The following is a 21,815-nucleotide window of genomic DNA, read 5'->3' on the forward strand; positions in this document are numbered from 1 at the left end:
AAATGGCGTTGTTTAAACGACTGGTCGAGACAGATCGACCAGCGCTGGTGTTCACCCTCGACGGTCAACCGGCCACTGGCTTACAAGGTGACACCCTGCTGACCGCCGTGTTGACCTGCGGCGAGCACGTGCGTGGTAGTGATTTCAGCGCCGAACCGCGAGCGGGCTTTTGCATGATGGGCGCCTGCCAGGAGTGTTGGGTGCGCCTGGGTGACGGTCGCCGCGTGCGGGCCTGCTCGACGTTGCTGGAAGCCGGACAGATCATCAGCCGTGAACCGGGGCGCCGCCTATGAACGTGGTGATTGTTGGCGCGGGTCCGGCCGGAATTCGGGCGGCACACACTTTGTTGGCCCACGGCGTTAAAGCCTGTTTGCTTGACGAATCGCCACGCGGCGGCGGTCAGGTCTATCGCCGCCAACCGGCCAACTTTCGGCGCACGGCTAAACAGATTTATGGCTTTGAGGCGTCGAAGGCCGAATCGGTGCATCGCGCCATCGACGATCTGTCGACCCAAATCGACTACCGTCCCGAGACGCTGGTGTGGAATGCCGAAGACGGGCGCCTGGACACCTTGAGCGATGGTCATGCTCGCGCAGTCAATTATTCGCAAATCATCGTCGCCACCGGCGCCACCGACCGTATTTTGCCGGTACTGGGCTGGACACTGCCCGGCGTCTACAGCCTGGGCGCGGCGCAGATTGCGTTGAAGTATCAGGGTTGCGCCATCGGTGAGCGCGTAGCCTTTTGTGGCAGCGGGCCATTGCTGTACCTGGTCGCTTATCAATACGCCAAAGCCGGGGCCAAGGTGGTCGCGGTGCTCGACAGCGCACCGTTCAGTGCCCAATGTCGGGCGTTACCTGCGCTGCTTGGCCAGCCTGCGACCTTGGCCAAAGGTTTGTATTACCGCAGCTGGCTAACCGCCCACGGCATTGCGGTGCATCAGGGCGCAACCCTGGAGCGTATCGAGGGTGAGCACCGCGTCGGCGCGATCACTTGGCGTCAGGGTAAGCGCCATCAACGGTTGGAATGTGATGCGGTGGGGTTCGCCCACGCCCTGCGCAGTGAAACGCAATTGGCCGATTTGTTGAGCTGCGACTTTCACTGGAATGAATTGAACCGCGCCTGGTTGCCCACCCGTGACAGCGCTGGCCGCAGCTCGGTCCACGGTGTGTACCTGGCTGGCGATGGCGCTGGAATCATGGGCGCCGACGCCGCGGAAATGGCCGGTGAGCGCGCCGCGCTGGCCGTGCTTGAAGACAGCGGGCGCGTCATCGACAGCGCCCGTCGCCGGTCTCTGGAACACAAGCTCGCAGGCATAGAACGCTTTCGCCACGGATTGGAAATCGCCTTCCCATTCCCGACTGACTGGGCGGCCAACGCGCCCGACGAATTGATGATTTGCCGCTGTGAGGAAGTCTCAGCCGCTGAAGTCCGTGCGGTGGTGGATGATGGTCACTGGGAACTCAATCGAGTCAAAGCCCATTGCCGAGTAGGCATGGGCCGCTGTCAGGGTCGGATGTGCGGGTCGGCGGCGGCAGAGATTGTCGCCCAACGCAGCGGCCGAGCACTGAACAGCATCGGTCGGTTGCGCGGTCAGGCGCCGATCAAACCCTTGCCGTTTGGCGTGGAGATTGAGTCATGAGCACGCTGATCGAAACCGATGCCGTGGTGCTCGGCGGCGGCATCGTCGGGGCTTCGGCGGCCTTGATGCTCGCGCGCAAAGACAAACGGGTGGTGCTGCTGGAGCGTGATTTTTGTGGCTCGCATTCCAGCGGGGTTAACTATGGAGGTGTTCGCCGGCAAGGTCGGCCACTGAGTCAGTTGCCCTTGTCCCAGCGCGCCCACGCGATGTGGGACAACCTGCTCGAACTGATCGGCACCGACGGCGAATACGTGAAATCAGGGCATTTGAAACTGGCCCGCAGTCACGCGGACATGGCTGCGCTTCAATCGTATGCCGACGCCACGCGGGGGTTTGGCTTGGGCTTGCGGTTGCTTGATCGCGCCGAATTGCGCGCGCGATACCCCTGGGTGGGTGACGTGGCGCAGGGAGCATCGTTGTGCCCGGAAGATGGTCACGCCAATCCGCGTTTGATTTCGCCTGCCTTCGCCCGCGCCGCGCAACGTGCTGGCGCCCAGGTGTTCGAGCAGGCCAACGTCATCGACATCGAACATGACGGGCAAGCATTCAACGTCCACTGCGCCAACGGGATCAAGGTTCGCGCGCCGTGGCTGCTCAATTGCGCTGGCGCCTGGGCCGGGAACGTCGCCGCCCAATTTGGCGAGTCGGTGCCGATGCGCACCGGGCACCCGGCGATGCTGGTCACCGAACCGTTGCCCATGGTGATGGACGTCAGCACCGGGGTAGAAGGCGGTGGGATTTATGCGCGCCAAGTGGCGCGAGGTAATTGCGTGTTGGGCGGCGGCCAAGGGTTTGCAATGACCCCGGAGCAGGCACGTCCAGGCCAAGCCGCCGTGCTTGAGATCCTGCGCAACGCCGCCGAGCTGTATCCGTTTCTTGCGCACGCTCAAGCGATTCGGACCTGGAGCGGCACCGAAGGTTATCTGCCAGATCGCGAACCCGTGATTGGCGTCAGCACCACCCAAGCGGGTTTGCTGCACGGTTTCGGTTTCGCCGGGTCCGGTTTCCAGATCGCCCCGGCGGTGGGTGAAGCCCTCGCCGAACTGGTGTGTTCAGGTTCCGCTACACAGCCGATTGAAGCGTTTTCAATCGCTCGTTTTCAAACCACTCAAACCGCGCAAGCGGGGACCGTCGTTCAATTGCCTAGAGGAAGATCGCGTTAATGAAGAACATCAATCGTATCGCCCTGTCTTGTCTACCCTTGGCCAGCTTGCTAATGACGGGCACGGCCCACGCCGATCCGACGCTGTACTTGGGCATGAACGGCGGCACCATGGAACGGGTTTACGCCGACAAGGTGTTGCCCGCGTTCGAGAAGGCCAACCACGTTAAAGTCGTGATCGTGCCTGGCACCTCGTCGGACATTTTGGCCAAAGTTCAAGCGAGCAAAGACACCCCACAGATGCACGTCATATTCCTCGACGACGGCATCATGTACCGCGCCATTTCCATGGGCTTGTGCGACAAGCTTCAGGACAGCCCGGTGCTGGCGGATATTCCGGCCAAAGCGAAGATCAAGGATCAGGCCGTGGCCGTGACCCTCGGCGTGACCGGCCTCGCCTACAACACGCGGATGTTCAAAGAAAAAGGCTGGAGCGCACCGACCTCGTGGATGGACCTGGCCGACCCGCGCTTCAAGGACAAAGTAGTGTTCCAGTCACTCGCGTCATCGACGTTCGGCCTGCACGGTTTCTTGATGTTCAACCGTATTCAGGGCGGCAGCGAAGCCAACGTTGAACCTGGCTTTAAAGCGTGGCCGAAACCATTGGCCCTAACGTCCTGGAATACATCGCCAGCTCGGCGAAGATCTCGGAAATGGTACAGACCAATGAAGCGGCCATCTTTCCGCTGACCCCGACCGGCGTCAGCACCCTGCAACTGCTGGGCGTGCCGGTGGAATACGCGCAACCGAAAGAAGGCGCCGTGGTGCTCAACGTCGCCGAATGCGCCATCGCCCACAACGACCAACCGGAACTGGCGCAAAAACTGGCGGCATTTCTGCTGAGCCCAGAAGCCCAAGGCCCGGCACTGGAAGAAGGCGATCAAATTCCTTCCAACCCAAAAACCCCAACCACCGACAAAACCCGCGCGCGAGTCGAGGCCATGAACAAATACCTGGAAACAGCGATTTCGATCGATTGGGATCAGGTGAATCAGCTACGACCCGAGTGGAATGCGCGCTGGAGCAAGACGATTGAGCGATAGGTGAGGCGGCTGTCAGCTTGAACTGCTCTGAGTATTTACTCATGAAAAAACCCCAAAAGTCAGGACGGGTGTCCAACTTTTGGGGTGCAGTTCAGAACCGGGCTTTTTGATTGATTTCTAGAACGGAATATCGTCATCAAAACTATCAAAATCCGGAGCCGGTTGCGGCGCTTGCTGCTGGGGAGCAGGGCGCGATTCGCGTTGTGGCTGGGATTGCTGCGGCTGCGATGACTGCTGCGGACGCTGCTGTTGAGGGCGTGGCGCAGAGTTGCTGTTGCCGCCTTGACCCTGTGGAGCACCGTCACCTTGTGGGCGACCGCCCAGCAGTTGCATGGTGCCTTGCATGTCGACGACGATTTCAGTGGTGTAGCGCTTGATGCCGTCTTTTTCCCACTCGCGGGTTTGCAGCTTGCCCTCGATGTAAACCTGCGAACCTTTGCGCAGGTATTCGCCGGCGATCTCAGCGACTTTGCCGAACATCGAAACACGGTGCCATTCAGTCTTTTCGACTTTCTGACCGGTTTGTTTGTCGGTCCATTGTTCGCTGGTCGCCAGACTCAGGTTGGTCACGGCGTTACCGTTAGGCAAGTAGCGAACTTCGGGATCCTGGCCGCATGTACCGACCAATATGACTTTGTTAACCCCACGGGCCATAACGCTCTCCTAGGCTTCGCATTCCGCTGGCTTCGGGTCGTTGACCAGGCGCTCAAGGGAGTTGCGATCCAATAATTCGGTATCTAGTTTGATATAAATGGCAGCTTCGTCACTGACGACCACTGCATCTGTTACCCCCGGGACGGCCATCAAACGCGCGATCAAGCCACCTTCGCGTTGTGCTTCAGGCGTCAACGGCACACGCAGGCTCGTCACATACGGTGGTTCGCGCATAGTTACAGCAAAGGCTAGCCAGATGGCACATAGAGCGGCACCGCCGAGGAACACAATACTGAGTCCTCCGTGCTGAAAAAGCCAGCCTCCAAGAATGCCTCCTGCGGCTGAACCGAGGAACTGACTGGTGGAATAAATCCCCATGGCCGTGCCTTTGGCGCCTGCCGGTGACACTTTACTGATCAGCGATGGCAACGAGGCTTCAAGCAGGTTGAACGCGGTGAAAAACACCACCGTACCAATCACCAAGGCCCGCAACGTATCGCCGAACGCCCAGAAGAATAGCTCAGTCATCAGCAACACGCTGACGGCGCCAAGCAGTACGCGTTTCATCTGGCGTTTTTTCTCGCCATAGATGATGAACGGAATCATCGCGAAGAACGAAATCAACAACGCGGTCAGGTACACCCACCAGTGCTGTTCCTTGGGTAAACCGGCTTTTTCGACTAACGCCAAGGGCAGCGCAACGAAGCTGGACATGAGCATCGCGTGCAACACGAAGATACCTAAATCCAGTCGCAGCAGGTCGGGATGACGCAGCGTCACACCCAACTCCGCTCGTGCAACGCCCGATTCTCTATGGGTCAGAGGTCCAGTCGAATGCGGCACCATAAAAGCGACGACGAAAATGCCCAATAACGCTAGGCCGCCAGTGGCAAGAAACAACCCGGAGAGGCCGAAAGCCCTGGTCAACAACGGCCCGACAACCATGGCCACCGCGAACGAAAGACCAATGGTCATACCGATCATGGCCATGGCCTTGGTGCGATGCTGTTCACGGGTAAGGTCCGACAGCAACGCCATTACGGCCGCTGATATTGCGCCTGCACCTTGTAAGATTCGCCCGGCGATTACGCCCCAGATCGAATCTGCATTGGCGGCAAGCAGGCTGCCGAGGGCAAATATTATCAAGCCCAAATAAATGACCGGGCGTCGACCGATGCGGTCGGAAATTATCCCGAAAGGTATTTGCAGCACTGCCTGAGTCAGGCCGTAAGCGCCGATTGCCAGACCGATGAGCGCTGGAGATGCGCCCGCGAGGTCCATGCCGTAGGTGGCGAGGACCGGTAAAACCATAAACATGCCAAGCATTCGGAAGGCAAACACCAGCGCCAGGCCGCTTGCTGCGCGGGTTTCGCTGCCACTCATGCGTTCGCTAAGGGGATCGTGCATGGATAAACCTCATGTGAACCGGCAATGATTCTACCAGTCCCATCGATGAGCAGCACATACGTGACGCTTTGCCGCGTACTGGCATGGAGCCGTATACTCCCGTGTTTATGCCCGCCAAGCGAGGCCGCAGTGGACAAGATCGTGATACGTGGGGCCCGAACCCACAACTTGAAGAACATTGACTTAACCCTGCCACGCGACAAATTGATCGTGATTACCGGGCTTTCCGGCTCTGGCAAGTCGTCACTGGCCTTTGACACGCTGTACGCCGAAGGGCAGCGGCGCTATGTCGAATCGCTTTCGGCGTACGCGCGGCAATTTCTGTCGATGATGGAAAAGCCGGACGTCGATACGATAGAAGGGCTCTCGCCTGCAATTTCTATTGAGCAGAAGTCTACATCGCACAACCCGCGCTCGACCGTGGGTACGATTACTGAAATTTACGATTATTTGCGCCTGCTTTACGCTCGCGTCGGCCAACCGCGCTGTCCGGATCACGATATTCCGCTCGAAGCGCAGACGGTCAGCCAAATGGTTGATCTGGTGCTAGCTCAGCCAGAGGGCAGTAAGCTGATGCTGCTCGCACCCGTGATCCGGGAACGCAAGGGCGAGCACCTGGCGATCTTTGAGGAATTGCGCGCCCAAGGCTTCGTCCGCGCCCGAGTGAATGGCCGACTATGCGAGCTGGATGAGCTACCCAAGCTCGACAAGCAGAAGAAGCACTCCATTGATGTGGTAGTTGACCGATTCAAGGTTCGTGAGGACATGCAGCAGCGGCTCGCTGAATCGTTTGAGACTGCACTGAAGTTGGCCGACGGTATCGCTTGGGTAGCGCCGATGGACGACGAGCCCGGCGAAGAAATGATTTTCTCGGCGCGCTTTGCTTGCCCAATTTGCGGGCATGCAATCAGCGAACTAGAACCCAAGCTGTTTTCTTTCAACAACCCGGCTGGTGCGTGCCCAACCTGCGACGGTCTGGGCGTGAAGCAATTTTTCGATATCAAGCGGTTGGTCAATGGTGAACTGACACTGGCCGAAGGGGCGATTCGTGGCTGGGACCGGCGTAACGTTTATTACTTCCAGATGCTCGGCTCGCTGGCGAGTCACTATGGCTTCAGCCTGGAAGTACCGTTCAATGAGTTGCCGGCTGACCAGCAAAAGATTTTGTTGAATGGCAGCGGCACGCAAAACGTCGATTTCCGTTATCTCAATGATCGCGGCGACATCGTTAAGCGTGCGCACCCCTTCGAAGGCATCGTGCCAAACCTTGAGCGACGCTATCGCGAGACTGAGTCGGCGACGGTTCGTGAGGAGCTGGCCAAGTTTCTCAGCACTCAGCCTTGCCCAGACTGCCGTGGCACGCGTCTGCGTCGCGAAGCGCGTCACGTGTGGGTCGGCGAGAAAACCTTGCCTGCTGTCACCAGCCTGCCGATTGGCGACGCAACAGAATATTTTTCCACGCTAAAACTGACGGGCCGACGCGGCGAAATTGCCGACAAGATTCTCAAGGAAATCCGCGAGCGTTTACAGTTTCTGGTCAACGTCGGGCTCGATTACTTGTCCCTCGACCGTAGCGCCGACACGTTGTCTGGCGGTGAAGCTCAGCGTATCCGTCTGGCGAGTCAGATCGGCGCAGGTCTGGTGGGGGTTTTGTACATTCTCGACGAGCCGTCCATTGGTTTGCATCAGCGGGACAACGATCGCCTGCTGGGCACGCTGAAACACCTACGCGATATCGGCAATACGGTGATCGTGGTTGAGCATGACGAAGACGCTATTCGTTTGGCCGACTACGTAGTGGACATCGGCCCAGGCGCTGGTATTCACGGAGGGCACGTTGTCGCTGAGGGCACACCCGCTGAAGTCATGGCTCACCCTGATTCGCTGACCGGTAAATATTTGTCGGGGCGAGTCAAAATTGAAGTGCCGGCCAAACGTACGCCGCGCAACAAGAAGCTGTCGCTGACACTCAAAGGCGCTCGCGGCAACAACTTACGCAATGTCGATTTAGAAATCCCGATTGGCTTGCTGACCTGCGTGACCGGCGTTTCCGGCTCGGGGAAGTCAACGCTAATAAACAATACGCTGTTTCCCTTGAGCGCCACGGCCCTTAACGGTGCCACCACGCTTGAAGCGGCGGTGCATGACAGCATTGATGGCCTGCAGCATTTGGATAAGGTGGTCGATATCGATCAGAGCCCTATCGGACGGACGCCGCGGTCTAACCCAGCGACCTACACCGGGCTGTTTACGCCAATTCGCGAATTGTTTTCCGGGGTGCCGGAGTCGCGGTCACGAGGTTACGGCCCTGGACGTTTCTCGTTCAACGTGAAGGGCGGACGCTGCGAAGCCTGTCAGGGCGACGGCTTAATCAAGGTCGAAATGCACTTTCTGCCGGATATCTACGTGCCGTGCGACGTGTGTAAGAGCAAGCGTTACAACCGAGAAACGTTGGAGATCAAATACAAGAGCAAGAGCATCCACGAAGTCTTGGAAATGACCATCGAAGAAGCGCGCGTGTTCTTCGATGCGGTGCCAGCGTTAGCACGCAAACTTCAGACGTTGATGGACGTGGGGCTTTCATACATCAAGCTAGGACAATCTGCGACCACGCTGTCCGGTGGTGAAGCGCAACGGGTCAAGCTGTCTCGTGAGCTGTCCAAGCGCGATACCGGCAAAACTCTTTATATCCTCGACGAGCCGACTACCGGCCTGCACTTCGCAGATATTCAGCAGTTGCTCGACGTACTGCATCGCTTGCGCGATCACGGCAATACCGTGGTGGTGATCGAGCACAACCTGGACGTGATCAAAACAGCCGACTGGCTCGTTGACCTTGGGCCTGAAGGCGGTTCCAAAGGCGGCCAAATCATCGCCTGTGGCACGCCGGAAGAAGTGGCTGAGATGGAACAGTCCTATACCGGTCACTACCTTAAGCCGCTACTGATACGGGATAAGGCCACAGCGATCTAGTTTGATAGTGCATAAAAAACGCCCCTGTCGCATCGCTGCGGCAGGGGCGTTTTATTGTGGCAGTGAATCAGAACTGCGATTGCAGGTAGTTCTCCAATCCGATTGATTTAATCAGACCTAACTGCTGCTCCAGCCAATAGGTGTGATCCTCTTCGGTATCGGCCAACTGAACACGAAGAATGTCGCGGGAAACGTAGTCCTTGTGCAGCTCACAGAGGGCGATACCTTGGCAAAGCGCGGCACGGACCTTGTATTCCAACCGTAAGTCGCTGGCGAGCATCTCAGGGACCGTGGTACCGATATCTAGATCATCGGCACGCATGCGCGGCGTACCTTCTAGCATCAGAATCCGGCGCATCAACGCATCGGCATGCTCCGTTTCTTCCTGCATTTCATGGCTCATACGTTCGTAGAGCTTACTGAGGCCCCAGTCTTCGTACATCCGGGAATGGATAAAATATTGATCACGGGCCGCCAGTTCGCCTGTAAGCAACGTTTTGAGGTAATCGATTACTACTGGGTGACCTTGCATCGCCCTAAATCTCCTGCTTAAAGCTGCCAGTTTGGACCAAGCTGAAGGTAAGGTCACTTCTGAAAACATGTTGAATTGGAAAAGCTGCGAAAGTGGAACACTGGATAGAAAAAACCGCCCTGACATGGGCGGTTCTTGTTATCACTTAGATTCAGCCGAGTTGTACACCTAACGCTTTGGCAAGTCCTTCGCCATACGCTGGATCAGCCTTGAAGAAATACTGCAGTTGACGCTGCACGACATCGCTGGTTACACCTGCCATTGATCCGGCAATGTTCTCAATCAATAGAGCCTTCTGCTCGGCACTCATCAAGTTGAAGAGTGCGCCTGCATGACTGTAGTAATCGGTGTCTTCCCGATGATCGTGACGCGCAGCAACACCGCTTAACGCCAGCGCCGGTTCAGCGTAGGCCGGCGCTTGTTTTGGAGCGTCCGCATAGCTGTTGGGCTCGTAGTTCGGTGTGCCGCTGCCATTGTTTCCAAACCGCATGGCGCCGTCACGCTGATAGCTATGAACCGGGCTTTTCGGCGCATTGATCGGCAGTTGTTGATGGTTAGTGCCAATGCGATAGCGATGCGCATCGGCGTAAGCGAAGACCCGGCCTTGCAGCATGCGGTCTGGTGAGAGACCAACGCCAGGAACCATGTTGCTTGGACCGAATGCTACTTGTTCAACCTCTGCGAAGTAGTTCGCCGGATTACGGTTCAGCTCCAGCTCGCCGACTTCAATCAGCGGATATTCTTTCTGCGACCACGTCTTGGTGACGTCGAAAGGATTCTCATGATGAGCGACTGCTTGAGCCTCGGTCATGATCTGTACGCAGACCTGCCACTTGGGGAAGTCGCCTCGCTCAATTGCAGAGAACAGATCACGCTGAGCGTAATCCGGATCCGTACCCGCCAAACGTGCGGCATCCTTCGGAGCAAGGTTTTTGATGCCCTGCATTGTCTTGTAGTGCCATTTGACCCAATGACGTTCACCGTTCGCTCTGACCAGACTGTAAGTGTGGCTGCCGAAGCCGTGCATGAAGCGATAGCCGTCTGGAATTCCGCGATCCGAGAACAGGATAGTGACCTGATGCAAAGCTTCAGGCGAATGCGACCAGAAGTCCCACACCATTTGACCGCTTTTCAGGTTGGTTTGGGGTTGGCGTTTTTGAGTGTGAATGAAATCAGGGAATTTGATCGGATCACGAATGAAGAACACCGGAGTGTTGTTACCAACGATGTCCCAGTTGCCTTCTTCTGTGTAGAACTTGACCGAAAAACCACGTGGGTCGCGCTCGGTGTCGGCCGATCCGCGTTCGCCGCCTACGGTAGAGAAGCGGATGAAGATTGGGGTTTGCTTACCTACGGTATCGAACAGTTTGGCGCTGGTGTATTGAGTGATGTCGCGACTTACCGTGAAGGTACCGTGGGCACCTGAACCCTTAGCGTGGACACGGCGCTCGGGAATGTTTTCGCGGTTGAAGTGGGCAAGCTTTTCGATCAGATGGAAGTCATCAAGCAACAGCGGGCCACGGGGGCCAGCGGATCGGGAATTCTGATTGTCGGCAACAGGGGCGCCGCTGGCGGTTGTAAGCGTTTTATTCTGACTCATGCAAAGTCTTCCTCTGGCGAACGTATCTTGCCGGCTAATCGGCATGGAACGAAGTATTCGACAAAAAGATTACACCAGCAAATTCATTAAATTGTGAGGATCGATAGAATTTTATAATTTATAGATAACAAAAAACCGGGCACTAGGCCCGGTTCTTTGATCAGACTAACGTCTTATTCAGCAGCTTCTACAACGCCACCAACAGGACGATCAACCAGTTCGACGTACGCCATAGGCGCGTTGTCGCCAGTGCGGAAGCCGCACTTGAGGATGCGCAAGTAGCCACCCTCACGGGTTGCATAGCGCTTGCCCAGATCGTTGAACAGCTTACCAACAATGGCTTTCGAACGAGTACGGTCGAATGCCAGACGGCGGTTAGCCAGACTGTCGATCTTAGCCAAGGTTATCAGCGGCTCAGCAACGCGACGCAGTTCCTTGGCTTTTGGCAGTGTAGTTTTGATCAGCTCGTGCTCGAACAGCGACACCGCCATGTTTTGAAACATGGCCTTACGGTGAGAGCTAGTACGGCTCAGATGACGTCCACTTTTACGATGACGCATGATTCATTCCTTACCAAACATGACGTTCGGTGATTACGACGATCAGGCAGTCGCCTTGTCGTCCTTCTTAAGACTTGCAGGCGGCCAGTTGTCGAGGCGCATGCCGAGGGACAGACCGCGGGAGGCCAGAACGTCCTTGATTTCCGTCAAGGATTTCTTGCCCAGGTTCGGAGTCTTCAACAGTTCTACTTCGGTGCGCTGAATCAGGTCACCAATGTAGTAAATGTTCTCCGCCTTAAGGCAGTTGGCCGAACGTACAGTCAGTTCCAGATCGTCAACCGGACGAAGCAGGATCGGATCGATCTCGTCTTCCTGTTCGATAACCACTGGCTCACTATCACCTTTGAGATCGACGAACGCAGCCAACTGCTGTTGCAGAATGGTTGCAGCGCGGCGAATAGCCTCTTCAGGATCCAACGTACCGTTGGTTTCCAGATCAATAACCAACTTGTCCAGGTTAGTACGCTGCTCGACACGGGCGTTTTCCACCACGTATGCGATACGGCGAACCGGGCTAAATGAAGAGTCAACTTGCAAGCGACCAATGCTGCGGCTTTCGTCTTCATCGCTCTGACGCGAATCAGCCGGTTCATAACCACGACCACGAGCTACGGTGAGCTTCATGTTCAAGGCGCCGTTAGACGCCAGGTTAGCGATTACGTGATCGGGATTAACGATCTCGACATCATGATCCAGCTGAATATCGGCAGCGGTAACCACCCCCGAACCCTTCTTCGACAAGGTCAGCGTAACTTCGTCACGACCGTGCAGCTTGATAGCCAGACCTTTAAGGTTTAACAGGATTTCAATGACATCTTCCTGTACACCTTCGATGGCGCTGTACTCATGGAGTACACCGTCAATCTCGGCCTCGACTACTGCACAGCCGGGCATTGAGGACAACAGGATGCGACGCAGCGCATTGCCCAGGGTATGGCCGAAACCACGCTCGAGAGGCTCGAGTGTGATTTTAGCGCGGGTTGGACTGACAACCTGCACGTCAATGTGACGGGGTGTCAGGAACTCATTTACCGAAATCTGCATGGATGCACCTATTTTCTAGCCCTTACTTGGAGTAGAGCTCGACGATCAGGCTTTCGTTGATGTCGGCGGACAGATCACTGCGAGCTGGAACGTTTTTGAAGACGCCAGATTTTTTCTCAGTGTCTACTTCTACCCATTCTACGCGGCCACGCTGGGCACACAGATCGAGAGCTTGGACAATACGCAGTTGGTTCTTTGCTTTCTCGCGAATAGCGACCACGTCACCAGGACGAACCTGGTATGACGGAACGTTAACGGTTTTGCCGTTAATGCTGACCGACTTGTGCGATACCAACTGACGAGATTCGGCACGAGTCGAACCAAAGCCCATACGGTATACAACGTTGTCCAAACGGCATTCGAGCAATTGCAGCAGATTCTCACCAGTAGCGCCTTTCTTGCCGGCTGCTTCTTTGTAATAACCGCTGAATTGACGTTCGAGAACGCCGTAAATACGACGGACCTTCTGCTTTTCACGCAGTTGGGTGCCGTAATCGGACTGGCGACCGCGGCGTTGGCCGTGGATACCAGGAGCTGCTTCGATGTTGCACTTGGATTCGATAGCGCGGACGCCGCTCTTCAAGAAGAGATCGGTGCCTTCACGACGTGCAAGCTTGCATTTTGGACCAATGTAACGAGCCATTTTTTACAGTCTCCTGGATTACACGCGGCGCTTCTTCGGCGGACGGCACCCGTTGTGCGGGATTGGCGTCACGTCGGTGATGCTGGCGATCTTATAGCCACAGCCGTTCAAAGCACGGACAGCAGACTCACGACCTGGACCTGGACCCTTGACGTTAACGTCGAGGTTCTTCAAGCCGTATTCCAGCGCAGCTTGGCCAGCACGTTCAGCAGCTACTTGAGCAGCGAACGGAGTGGACTTGCGTGAACCGCGGAAACCCGAGCCACCGGAGGTAGCCCAAGAAAGCGCATTACCTTGACGGTCGGTGATGGTGACGATTGTGTTGTTAAACGACGCGTGGATGTGGGCGATGCCATCAACCACTGTCTTTTTAACTTTTTTACGAGGACGAGCAGCAGGTTTTGCCATGACTAAATTCCTGTCGATTCGCTGGTGCGATTACTTGCGGATCGGCTTACGCGGACCTTTGCGAGTACGCGCGTTGGTCTTGGTACGCTGACCGCGCACTGGAAGACCACGACGATGGCGCAGACCGCGATAGCAGCCCAAATCCATCAAGCGCTTGATTTTCATGTTGATTTCGCGACGAAGGTCACCTTCAGTGGTGAACTTCGCCACTTCGCCACGCAGCTGTTCAATCTGCTCGTCGCTCAGATCTTTGATTTTTACCGCTGGGTTTACCCCAGTAGTTGCACAAATTTTCTGTGCAGTGGTGCGACCAACACCATAGATGTAGGTCAACGAGATAACAGTATGCTTGTTATCTGGAATGTTAACGCCTGCAATACGGGCCATTCAGTGGGACTCCAATTGACAGCTACCTACGCCCCGGAAGCCAAGAAATAGGGCGCGAGATAATATCGCTGTAATAACAAATAATCAACCCAGCAGCGCACTAGCTACTGGGCTTTTAGCACAAATCACAATCAGCCTTGGCGCTGCTTATGACGTGGTTCCGCGCTGCAAATTACTCGAACCACACCTTCGCGGCGAATAATCTTGCAGTTACGGCACAGCTTTTTAACCGATGCACGAACTTTCATGACCAACTCCTAAACCTTATGGGTGCTTCAGCGCAGCATGCCGCTACCGTAGCCCTTCAGGTTGGCTTTCTTCATCAGGGATTCGTACTGGTGCGAAACGAGGTGCGATTGTACTTGGGACATGAAGTCCATCACAACCACTACGACGATCAGCAACGAAGTCCCGCCAAGGTAGAACGGTACGTTTGCCGCCACCACCAAAAACTGGGGAAGCAGACACACGGCCGTCATATAAAGAGCACCGAACATGGTTAAGCGAGTCAAAACGCCGTCAATGTAGCGCGCCGACTGCTCACCTGGACGAATGCCCGGAATAAAGGCACCGGACTTCTTCAGGTTTTCCGCTACGTCTTTCGGATTGAACATCAACGCCGTATAGAAGAAGCAGAAGAAAATAATCCCTGCACTAAACAGCAGAATATTCAACGGCTGACCAGGAGCGATCGACTGCGAGATGTCCTGCAACCAGCCCATACCTTCGGACTGACCAAACCAGGCACCTAACGAAGCCGGGAACAGCAAAATGCTGCTCGCAAAAATGGCCGGAATTACACCAGCCATGTTCACTTTCAGCGGCAAGTGGCTCGTCTGCGCAGCAAAAACCTTGCGGCCCTGCTGACGCTTAGCGTAGTGAACAGCAATACGACGCTGACCACGCTCAATGAACACCACAAAACCGATGATCGCTACTGCCAGCAAACCGATGGCAACCAAGGCGAAGATATTGATATCGCCCTGACGCGCAGACTCGAAAGACTGCCCTATCGCTCTCGGAAGACCGGCGACGATACCCGAAAAAATCAACATCGAGATACCGTTACCAACACCGCGCTCAGTAATCTGCTCACCCAGCCACATCATGAACATTGCACCAGCCACAAACGTGGACACCGCAACGAAATGGAAGCCAAAGTCACCAGTAAACGCTACACCCTGCCCCGCCAAGCCAACGGACATACCGATTGCCTGAACAAGAGCGAGAACGACGGTGCCATAGCGGGTGTATTGACTGATCTTACGACGACCAGCCTCACCTTCCTTCTTCAACTGCTCCAACTGCGGACTGACGGCGGTCATCAACTGCATGATGATCGATGCCGAAATGTACGGCATGATCCCCAGCGCAAAGATGCTCATCCGTTCCAGCGCGCCGCCGGAAAACATGTTGAACAAGCTAAGAATGGTCCCCTCATTCTGTCGAAACAGGTCCGCCAACCGGTCCGGGTTGATACCAGGAACTGGGATGTGTGCGCCTATCCGATAGACGATAATCGCCAACAGAAGAAAACGCAGTCGAGCCCAGAGCTCGGATAACCCGCCTTTGCTGAGCGCTGAGAGAGCACCTTGCTTAGCCATTTATTCCTCGAACTTGCCGCCAGCTGCTTCGATAGCCGCACGCGCACCTTTGGTGGCTGCGATACCTTTGATGGTGACAGCGCGAGTAACTTCACCGGACAACATGATTTTCACACGCTGTACGTTTTGGTTAATCACGTTGGCATCCTTCAGGGACTGCACAGTGACGATGTCGCCTTCAACTTTAGACAGTTCGGACAAACGCACTTCTGCGCGGTCCATTGCCTTAAGGGAAACGAAACCGAACTTCGGCAGACGACGATGCAACGGTTGTTGGCCGCCTTCAAAGCCCGGAGCGATAGTGCCACCGGAGCGGGAGGATTGACCTTTGTGGCCGCGGCCACCCGTCTTACCCAAACCACTACCGATACCACGGCCCGGACGATGCTTTTCGCGACGGGAACCCGGCGCTGGACTCAGATCATTGAGTTTCATCGATTAACCCTCGACTCGCAGCATGTAGTAAGCCTTGTTGATCATCCCGCGATTCTCAGGAGTATCAAGCACTTCTACAGTGTGACCGATGCGACGCAGACCCAAACCCTTAATACACAATTTGTGGTTAGGGATGCGTCCGGTCATGCTTTTGATCAACGTTACTTTAACGGTAGCCATGATCAGAAGATCTCCTTGACACTTTTACCGCGCTTGGCAGCAATAGATTCAGGAGATTGCATAGCTTTCAACCCTTTGAACGTAGCGTGAACCACGTTTACCGGGTTAGTCGAGCCATAGCACTTGGCGAGCACGTTCTGAACACCAGCAACTTCCAACACTGCGCGCATAGCGCCGCCAGCGATGATGCCGGTACCTTCAGAAGCAGGCTGCATGTACACCTTCGAAGCGCCATGGGCAGACTTCATTGCGTACTGCAGAGTAGTGCCGTTCAGGTCTACTTGGATCATGTTACGGCGAGCAGCTTCCATTGCTTTCTGAATCGCAGCAGGCACTTCACGTGACTTGCCGCGACCGAAACCAACACGCCCTTTACCATCACCAACCACGGTCAACGCGGTAAATGTGAAGATACGGCCGCCTTTTACAGTCTTAGCAACGCGGTTCACTTGAACCAACTTCTCGATGTAGCCTTCGTCGCGCTTTTGGTCGTTATTTGACATAACTTAGAACTCCAGTCCGCCTTCACGAGCAGCATCAGCCAGCGCTTTCACGCGGCCGTGGTACTTGAAGCCAGAACGGTCGAAAGCCACTTGTGAAACGCCGACGGCTTTCGCACGCGCAGCGACCAGCTGGCCAACCTTAGTGGCCGCGTCGATGTTGCCAGTGGCTCCATCACGCAGGTCTTTGTCCAAAGTCGAGGCGCTCGCCAAGACTTTGCTGCCGTCGGCCGAAATGACCTGGGCATAAATGTGCTGCGAAGAGCGGTACACGCAGAGACGCACGACTTCTAATTCGTGCATTTTCAAGCGTGCTTTGCGAGCGCGACGCAGTCGGGTAACTTTTTTGACGGTCATTTGCTATGCCCTACTTCTTCTTGGCTTCTTTACGGCGGACGACTTCGTCCGCGTAACGCACACCTTTGCCTTTGTATGGCTCAGGACGGCGGAAGTCGCGGATCTCAGCGGCCACTTGACCAACCAACTGCTTGTCGATACCTCGGATGAAGATATCGGTCTGGTTGGGAGTCTCAGCGGTGATGCCGTTCGGCAGGTCGTATTCCACCGGGTGCGAAAAGCCAAGTGCCAGAGACAGCACTTTGTCTTTTGCTTGCGCTTTATAACCAACACCGACCAGCTGGAGCTTACGCTCGAAGCCTTGGCTTACGCCCTGGACCATGTTGTTAACCAGTGCACGAGTGGTGCCGGCCATTGCGCGAGTTTGTTGATCGCCATTGCGAGCAGCGAAACGCAGCTCACCAGCTTCTTCAACAATCTCAACGGACGAATGGATGTTCAGATCTAGAGTGCCCTTGGCACCCTTCACCGAAAGCTGCTGGCCGACGAGCTTAACTTCGACGCCTGCTGGCAACTTTACGGGGTTCTTAGCTACGCGTGACATGCTTATCCCCCCTTAGAACACTGTGCAAAGAACTTCGCCGCCGACACCGGCAGCGCGCGCAGCACGATCCGTCATCACACCTTTATTGGTGGAGACGATAGACACACCGAGACCGCCACGAACTTTAGGCAGATCATCGACGGACTTGTACTGACGCAGGCCTGGACGGCTAACGCGCTTCACTTCTTCGATGACTGGACGGCCTTCGAAGTATTTCAGCTCGATGGACAGCAACGGTTTGATTTCGCTGCTGATCTGATAACCCGCAATGTAACCTTCGTCCTTCAGGACTTTGGCAACAGCAACCTTCAACGTGGAAGATGGCATGCTTACGACGGGCTTTTCAGCCATCTGGGCATTACGGATACGAGTTAGCATGTCCGCTAACGGGTCCTGCATACTCATGGGCTAGACGCTCCTATTACATAAAAATAAGCCTTACGGCTACAGCTTGTCGCCGAGAAACTCCGGGCAATTGAACGCACGGGCTCAGGCGAGCCGATCATTCTAGACACACCCCGAAAATGAATCAAGCCCCAAAAGGGGCCTGATTCAAATTCTTGCTTCACGCGGGTCGATCTTATGCAAGATCGACCGACGCAAAACGAGATTAACGCTTTACCAGCTGGCTTTAACCAGACCCGGAACGTCACCACGCATAGCTGCTTCACGCAGCTTGTTACGGCCGAGACCGAACTTGCGATAGACGCCGTGTGGACGACCAGTGATGCGGCAGCGGTTACGCATGCGCGAAGCGCTTGCGTCACGGGGCTGCTTTTGCAGAGCTACTTGAGCTTCCCAGCGTGCTTCTGGACTTGCGTTCAGATCCACGATGATAACTTTCAACGCTGCACGCGCCTTGGCGTACTTGGCAACCGTGAGCTGACGCTTCAGCTCGCGGTTCTTCATGCTCATCTTGGCCATTGTCCTACTCCAATCAGTTGCGGAACGGGAACTTGAAAGCACGCAGCAATGCGCGACCTTCATCATCCGTCCGAGCAGTGGTGGTCAGGGTAATGTCCAGACCGCGAAGAGCATCGATCTTGTCGTAATCGATTTCCGGGAAAATAATCTGCTCTTTTACACCCATGCTGTAATTACCACGACCATCGAAGGACTTGGCATTCAGGCCGCGAAAGTCGCGAACCCGAGGCAGGGAGATCGACAGCAGACGATCCAGAAATTCATACATACGATCGCGACGCAAAGTGACTTTAACGCCGATCGGCCAGCCTTCACGAACCTTGAAGCCCGCGATGGATTTCCGAGCGTAAGTAACAACGCACTTCTGACCCGTGATCTTTTCAAGGTCTGCAACAGCGTGCTCGATGACTTTTTTGTCACCGACCGCCTCACCCAGACCCATGTTCAAGGTGATCTTTGTAACGCGCGGAACTTCCATCACGTTCGAAAGCTCAAGTTCTTCTTTGAGCTTCGGAGCGATTTCCTTCCGGTAAATCTCTTTTAGTCGTGCCATGGTCTTCTACCTAGCAGTGTTCAAGCATCAACCGCTTTTTGGGTCGACTTGAAGACACGAATTTTCTTGCCTTCTTCAACTTTGAAACCAACGCGATCTGCCTTGTTGGTTGCGCCGTTGAAAATGGCGACGTTAGAAGCGTGCAATGGCGCTTCTTTTTCGACGATACCGCCTTGTACGCCCGACGCAGGGTTTGGCTTGGTATGACGCTTTACCAGGTTGATCCCACCAACGACCAGACGGTCATCAACGAGAACCTTAAGCACCTTACCGCGCTTACCTTTGTCTTTGCCGGCGATCACGATGATCTCGTCGTCACGACGAATCTTTTGCATGTCGGATCTCCTTACAGCACTTCTGGGGCGAGGGAGACGATCTTCATGAACTTTTCAGTCCGAAGTTCGCGCGTCACTGGCCCAAAGATACGGGTGCCGATCGGCTCTTGCTTGTTGTTCAACAGAACAGCAGCGTTGCCATCAAAGCGGATAATGGAGCCGTCTGCGCGACGAACACCATGGCGAGTGCGGACTACTACAGCAGTCATCACTTGGCCTTTTTTCACTTTGCCGCGAGGAATTGCTTCCTTCACGGTTACTTTGATGATGTCACCGATGCCAGCATAACGACGGTGGGAGCCACCCAGAACCTTGATGCACATAACGCGGCGTGCGCCGCTGTTATCAGCCACATCGAGCATGGATTGAGTCTGAATCATATAATTTCTCCGACCCCTAGTCCTTAGACTTCCACAGCGCGTTCGAGAATCTCAACCAGCGCCCAAGACTTGGTCTTGGCAACTGGACGAGTTTCACGAATAGTGACTTTGTCACCGATGTGGCTCTGATTAGTTTCGTCATGCGCATGCAGCTTCGTCGAACGCTTAACGTATTTACCGTAGATCGGGTGCTTTACGCGACGCTCGATCAGAACGGTGATTGTCTTGTCCATTTTGTCGCTGACAACACGGCCAGTCAGCGTACGGACGGTCTTTTCGGCTTCAGCCATGATCACTTACCTGCCTGCTGGTTGAGCACAGTCTTCACGCGAGCAATGTCACGCTTAACTCGCGAGAGCAGATGAGACTGCCCCAACTGGCCAGTTGCTTTCTGCATACGCAGATTGAACTGGTCACGCAGCAGGCCGAGCAGTTGCTCGTTCAGCTGCTGTGCTGATTTTTCACGAAGTTCATTCGCTTTCATCACATCACCGTCCGTTTAACAAAGGAGGTGGCGAGTGGCAGCTTTGCAGCAGCCAGGGCGAAAGCCTCACGCGCCAGCTCTTCAGAAACACCCTCGATTTCATACAGGACTTTGCCTGGCTGAATCTGGGCAACCCAGTATTCCACGTTACCCTTACCTTTACCCATTCGAACTTCGAGTGGCTTTTTGGTGACGGGCTTGTCCGGGAATACACGGATCCAGATTTTGCCGCCACGTTTAACGTGACGGGTCAGTGCACGACGCGCTGACTCAATCTGACGGGCGGTAAGACGACCACGAGCAACAGACTTCAGCGCATATTCGCCGAAGCTGACTTTGCTACCGCGCTGTGCCAAGCCACGGTTGTGGCCTGTCATCTGCTTGCGGAACTTCGTACGCTTTGGTTGCAACATTTGGCGTACCCCTTACTTAGCAGCTTTTTTACGAGGCGCTGGTGCTTGTGGTTTCAGCTCTTCTTGGCGACCACCAATTACTTCGCCTTTAAAGATCCAAACCTTTACACCGATCACACCATAAGTGGTGTGAGCTTCGTAGTTGGCATAGTCGATATCGGCACGCAAGGTGTGCAATGGAACACGACCCTCGCGATACCATTCAGTACGTGCGATTTCAGCACCGCCGAGACGACCGCTCACTTGGATTTTGATGCCTTTGGCACCAATGCGCATGGCGTTCTGAACAGCGCGCTTCATAGCGCGGCGGAACATTACACGGCGCTCCAGCTGCTGAGCTACGCTCTGCGCAACCAACATACCGTCCAGTTCCGGCTTACGGATCTCTTCGATATTGATGTGCACAGGCACACCCATTTGCTTGGTCAGGTCCTGACGCAGTTTCTCAACATCTTCACCTTTCTTCCCGATCACAATGCCAGGACGAGCGGTGTGGATGGTGATACGTGCAGTCTGAGCCGGACGATGGATATCGATACGGCTTACGGACGCGCTTTTTAATTTGTCTTGGAGATACTCGCGCACCTTCAGATCAGCGAACAAATAGTCCGCATAAGTCCGACCGTCTGCGTACCAGACGGAGGTGTGCTCCTTGACGATTCCCAGGCGAATGCCAATGGGATGTACTTTCTGACCCATCTCTTCGACTCCGTTACTTGTCAGCAACCTTGACAGTGATATGGCAAGACCGCTTGACGATGCGATCAGCGCGGCCTTTGGCACGCGGCATGATGCGCTTCAGCGAACGCCCTTCGTTGACGAAAACGGTGGAAACCTTAAGGTCATCAACGTCTGCGCCTTCGTTATGCTCGGCGTTGGCTACAGCCGACTCCAGCACTTTTTTCAGGATCTCGGCGGCTTTCTTACTGCTGAAAGCCAACAGGTTGAGCGCTTCGCCCACCTTCTTCCCGCGGATCTGGTCGGCGACCAAGCGGGCTTTCTGGGCGGAGATTCGAGCGCCCGACAACTTAGCGGCTACTTCCATCGTTCC

The 21,815-nt window shown here is 55.3% G+C and carries 30 protein-coding genes and 1 pseudogene; 5 read left to right on the plus strand and 26 right to left on the minus strand.

Annotation, left to right across the window (positions count from 1 at the left end; all coding sequences use genetic code 11):
• The first annotated feature begins 2 nt into the window (after positions 1–2).
• The 4 genes and pseudogenes from RGW60_RS16405 to RGW60_RS16420 all read left to right on the plus strand — a co-directional run bounded on the left by RGW60_RS16405 (position 3) and on the right by RGW60_RS16420 (position 3,847).
• A complete protein-coding gene (locus RGW60_RS16405) occupies positions 3–293 on the plus strand; it encodes a (2Fe-2S)-binding protein (RefSeq protein WP_322205586.1) in 291 nt (96 codons plus the stop codon).
• A complete protein-coding gene (locus RGW60_RS16410; RefSeq protein WP_322205587.1) occupies positions 290–1,642 on the plus strand; it encodes an FAD/NAD(P)-binding oxidoreductase in 1,353 nt (450 codons plus the stop codon). Before RGW60_RS16405 ends, RGW60_RS16410 begins: the two co-directional genes overlap by 4 nt.
• Complete coding sequence (locus RGW60_RS16415) at positions 1,639–2,805, plus strand: FAD-dependent oxidoreductase (RefSeq protein ID WP_322205588.1); 1,167 nt, start codon at positions 1,639–1,641, stop codon at positions 2,803–2,805. The genes RGW60_RS16410 and RGW60_RS16415 overlap by 4 nt, the downstream gene beginning before the upstream one ends.
• Positions 2,805–3,847: pseudogene (locus RGW60_RS16420) on the plus strand (ABC transporter substrate-binding protein). Before RGW60_RS16415 ends, RGW60_RS16420 begins: the two are co-directional and overlap by 1 nt.
• A gap of 117 nt (positions 3,848–3,964) precedes the next feature.
• Here RGW60_RS16420 and RGW60_RS16425 read toward each other — a convergent pair.
• Both RGW60_RS16425 and RGW60_RS16430 read right to left on the minus strand, forming a co-directional pair.
• Positions 3,965–4,501, minus strand: a complete 537-nt coding sequence (locus RGW60_RS16425; protein ID WP_322166316.1) for a single-stranded DNA-binding protein — start codon at positions 4,499–4,501, stop codon at positions 3,965–3,967.
• A gap of 9 nt (positions 4,502–4,510) precedes the next feature.
• On the minus strand, positions 4,511–5,908 hold the full coding sequence (locus tag RGW60_RS16430; RefSeq protein ID WP_322205589.1) for an MFS transporter: 1,398 nt from the start codon (positions 5,906–5,908) through the stop codon (positions 4,511–4,513).
• A 129-nt stretch (positions 5,909–6,037) separates the two neighbouring features.
• Between RGW60_RS16430 and uvrA the strand changes: the two genes are divergently transcribed.
• Positions 6,038–8,881 carry an excinuclease ABC subunit UvrA gene (gene uvrA, locus RGW60_RS16435; protein ID WP_322205590.1) on the plus strand — a complete coding sequence of 948 codons (2,844 nt, stop codon included), beginning with the start codon at positions 6,038–6,040 and terminating at the stop codon, positions 8,879–8,881.
• A 67-nt stretch (positions 8,882–8,948) separates the two neighbouring features.
• On the opposite strand, the gene bfr is transcribed toward uvrA, so the two are convergent.
• The 24 genes from bfr to rplV all read right to left on the minus strand — a co-directional run bounded on the left by bfr (position 8,949) and on the right by rplV (position 21,809).
• Positions 8,949–9,413 carry a bacterioferritin gene (gene bfr / locus RGW60_RS16440; protein ID WP_322205591.1) on the minus strand — a complete coding sequence of 155 codons (465 nt, stop codon included), beginning with the start codon at positions 9,411–9,413 and terminating at the stop codon, positions 8,949–8,951.
• A 151-nt stretch (positions 9,414–9,564) separates the two neighbouring features.
• Entirely contained in the window at positions 9,565–11,013 is a 1,449-nt protein-coding gene (locus RGW60_RS16445) for a catalase (RefSeq protein ID WP_322205592.1), read from the minus strand.
• A 173-nt stretch (positions 11,014–11,186) separates the two neighbouring features.
• A complete protein-coding gene (rplQ, locus tag RGW60_RS16450; RefSeq protein ID WP_322205593.1) occupies positions 11,187–11,573 on the minus strand; it encodes a 50S ribosomal protein L17 in 387 nt (128 codons plus the stop codon).
• 42 nt (positions 11,574–11,615) lie between these two features.
• Positions 11,616–12,617 carry a DNA-directed RNA polymerase subunit alpha gene (locus RGW60_RS16455; protein ID WP_322166321.1) on the minus strand — a complete coding sequence of 334 codons (1,002 nt, stop codon included), beginning with the start codon at positions 12,615–12,617 and terminating at the stop codon, positions 11,616–11,618.
• Positions 12,618–12,639: 22 nt separating this feature from the next.
• The gene (rpsD, locus tag RGW60_RS16460; RefSeq protein WP_322166322.1) at positions 12,640–13,260 is read right to left on the minus strand and encodes a 30S ribosomal protein S4; all 621 of its coding nucleotides are present in this window, start codon (positions 13,258–13,260) and stop codon (positions 12,640–12,642) included.
• Positions 13,261–13,278: 18 nt separating this feature from the next.
• Positions 13,279–13,668, minus strand: a complete 390-nt coding sequence (gene rpsK / locus RGW60_RS16465) for a 30S ribosomal protein S11 (protein ID WP_002555466.1) — start codon at positions 13,666–13,668, stop codon at positions 13,279–13,281.
• Between the two features lie 30 nt (positions 13,669–13,698).
• On the minus strand, positions 13,699–14,055 hold the full coding sequence (rpsM, locus tag RGW60_RS16470) for a 30S ribosomal protein S13 (RefSeq protein WP_002555467.1): 357 nt from the start codon (positions 14,053–14,055) through the stop codon (positions 13,699–13,701).
• Positions 14,056–14,186: 131 nt separating this feature from the next.
• Positions 14,187–14,303: a 50S ribosomal protein L36 gene (gene rpmJ / locus RGW60_RS16475; protein ID WP_002555468.1), complete on the minus strand. Its 117-nt coding sequence runs from the start codon at positions 14,301–14,303 to the stop codon at positions 14,187–14,189.
• A gap of 27 nt (positions 14,304–14,330) precedes the next feature.
• Entirely contained in the window at positions 14,331–15,659 is a 1,329-nt protein-coding gene (gene secY / locus RGW60_RS16480; protein WP_322205594.1) for a preprotein translocase subunit SecY, read from the minus strand.
• On the minus strand, positions 15,660–16,094 hold the full coding sequence (gene rplO, locus RGW60_RS16485; protein ID WP_150642939.1) for a 50S ribosomal protein L15: 435 nt from the start codon (positions 16,092–16,094) through the stop codon (positions 15,660–15,662). It lies immediately after the preceding gene.
• Positions 16,095–16,097: 3 nt separating this feature from the next.
• Positions 16,098–16,274 (minus strand): 50S ribosomal protein L30, encoded by a 177-nt coding sequence (gene rpmD / locus RGW60_RS16490; RefSeq protein WP_003444363.1) that lies wholly within the window; start codon positions 16,272–16,274, stop codon positions 16,098–16,100.
• Positions 16,275–16,276: 2 nt separating this feature from the next.
• The gene (rpsE, locus tag RGW60_RS16495) at positions 16,277–16,777 is read right to left on the minus strand and encodes a 30S ribosomal protein S5 (protein WP_003186035.1); all 501 of its coding nucleotides are present in this window, start codon (positions 16,775–16,777) and stop codon (positions 16,277–16,279) included.
• A gap of 3 nt (positions 16,778–16,780) precedes the next feature.
• Positions 16,781–17,131 carry a 50S ribosomal protein L18 gene (gene rplR, locus RGW60_RS16500; protein ID WP_322205595.1) on the minus strand — a complete coding sequence of 117 codons (351 nt, stop codon included), beginning with the start codon at positions 17,129–17,131 and terminating at the stop codon, positions 16,781–16,783.
• A 10-nt stretch (positions 17,132–17,141) separates the two neighbouring features.
• Complete coding sequence (gene rplF, locus RGW60_RS16505) at positions 17,142–17,675, minus strand: 50S ribosomal protein L6 (RefSeq protein WP_322166326.1); 534 nt, start codon at positions 17,673–17,675, stop codon at positions 17,142–17,144.
• Between the two features lie 12 nt (positions 17,676–17,687).
• Positions 17,688–18,080: a 30S ribosomal protein S8 gene (rpsH, locus tag RGW60_RS16510; protein WP_065833640.1), complete on the minus strand. Its 393-nt coding sequence runs from the start codon at positions 18,078–18,080 to the stop codon at positions 17,688–17,690.
• Positions 18,081–18,293: 213 nt separating this feature from the next.
• Positions 18,294–18,599: a 30S ribosomal protein S14 gene (gene rpsN / locus RGW60_RS16515; protein WP_322166327.1), complete on the minus strand. Its 306-nt coding sequence runs from the start codon at positions 18,597–18,599 to the stop codon at positions 18,294–18,296.
• Between the two features lie 13 nt (positions 18,600–18,612).
• Positions 18,613–19,152, minus strand: a complete 540-nt coding sequence (rplE, locus tag RGW60_RS16520) for a 50S ribosomal protein L5 (RefSeq protein WP_322166329.1) — start codon at positions 19,150–19,152, stop codon at positions 18,613–18,615.
• Between the two features lie 20 nt (positions 19,153–19,172).
• Positions 19,173–19,487, minus strand: a complete 315-nt coding sequence (gene rplX, locus RGW60_RS16525) for a 50S ribosomal protein L24 (protein WP_322166330.1) — start codon at positions 19,485–19,487, stop codon at positions 19,173–19,175.
• Between the two features lie 11 nt (positions 19,488–19,498).
• Complete coding sequence (gene rplN, locus RGW60_RS16530) at positions 19,499–19,867, minus strand: 50S ribosomal protein L14 (protein WP_002555479.1); 369 nt, start codon at positions 19,865–19,867, stop codon at positions 19,499–19,501.
• 23 nt (positions 19,868–19,890) lie between these two features.
• Complete coding sequence (gene rpsQ / locus RGW60_RS16535; protein WP_322166331.1) at positions 19,891–20,157, minus strand: 30S ribosomal protein S17; 267 nt, start codon at positions 20,155–20,157, stop codon at positions 19,891–19,893.
• Positions 20,158–20,159: 2 nt separating this feature from the next.
• Positions 20,160–20,351, minus strand: a complete 192-nt coding sequence (gene rpmC / locus RGW60_RS16540; RefSeq protein WP_322166333.1) for a 50S ribosomal protein L29 — start codon at positions 20,349–20,351, stop codon at positions 20,160–20,162.
• Positions 20,351–20,764 (minus strand): 50S ribosomal protein L16, encoded by a 414-nt coding sequence (gene rplP / locus RGW60_RS16545; protein WP_282379294.1) that lies wholly within the window; start codon positions 20,762–20,764, stop codon positions 20,351–20,353. Before rplP ends, rpmC begins: the two co-directional genes overlap by 1 nt.
• 12 nt (positions 20,765–20,776) lie before the next feature.
• On the minus strand, positions 20,777–21,463 hold the full coding sequence (rpsC, locus tag RGW60_RS16550; RefSeq protein ID WP_003176422.1) for a 30S ribosomal protein S3: 687 nt from the start codon (positions 21,461–21,463) through the stop codon (positions 20,777–20,779).
• 13 nt (positions 21,464–21,476) lie between these two features.
• Complete coding sequence (gene rplV, locus RGW60_RS16555; RefSeq protein WP_002555485.1) at positions 21,477–21,809, minus strand: 50S ribosomal protein L22; 333 nt, start codon at positions 21,807–21,809, stop codon at positions 21,477–21,479.
• Between the last annotated feature and the right edge of the window lie 6 nt (positions 21,810–21,815).

Origin of the sequence: Pseudomonas sp. AB6 (assembly GCF_034314105.1) — a bacterium.
Taxonomy (GTDB): domain Bacteria; phylum Pseudomonadota; class Gammaproteobacteria; order Pseudomonadales; family Pseudomonadaceae; genus Aquipseudomonas.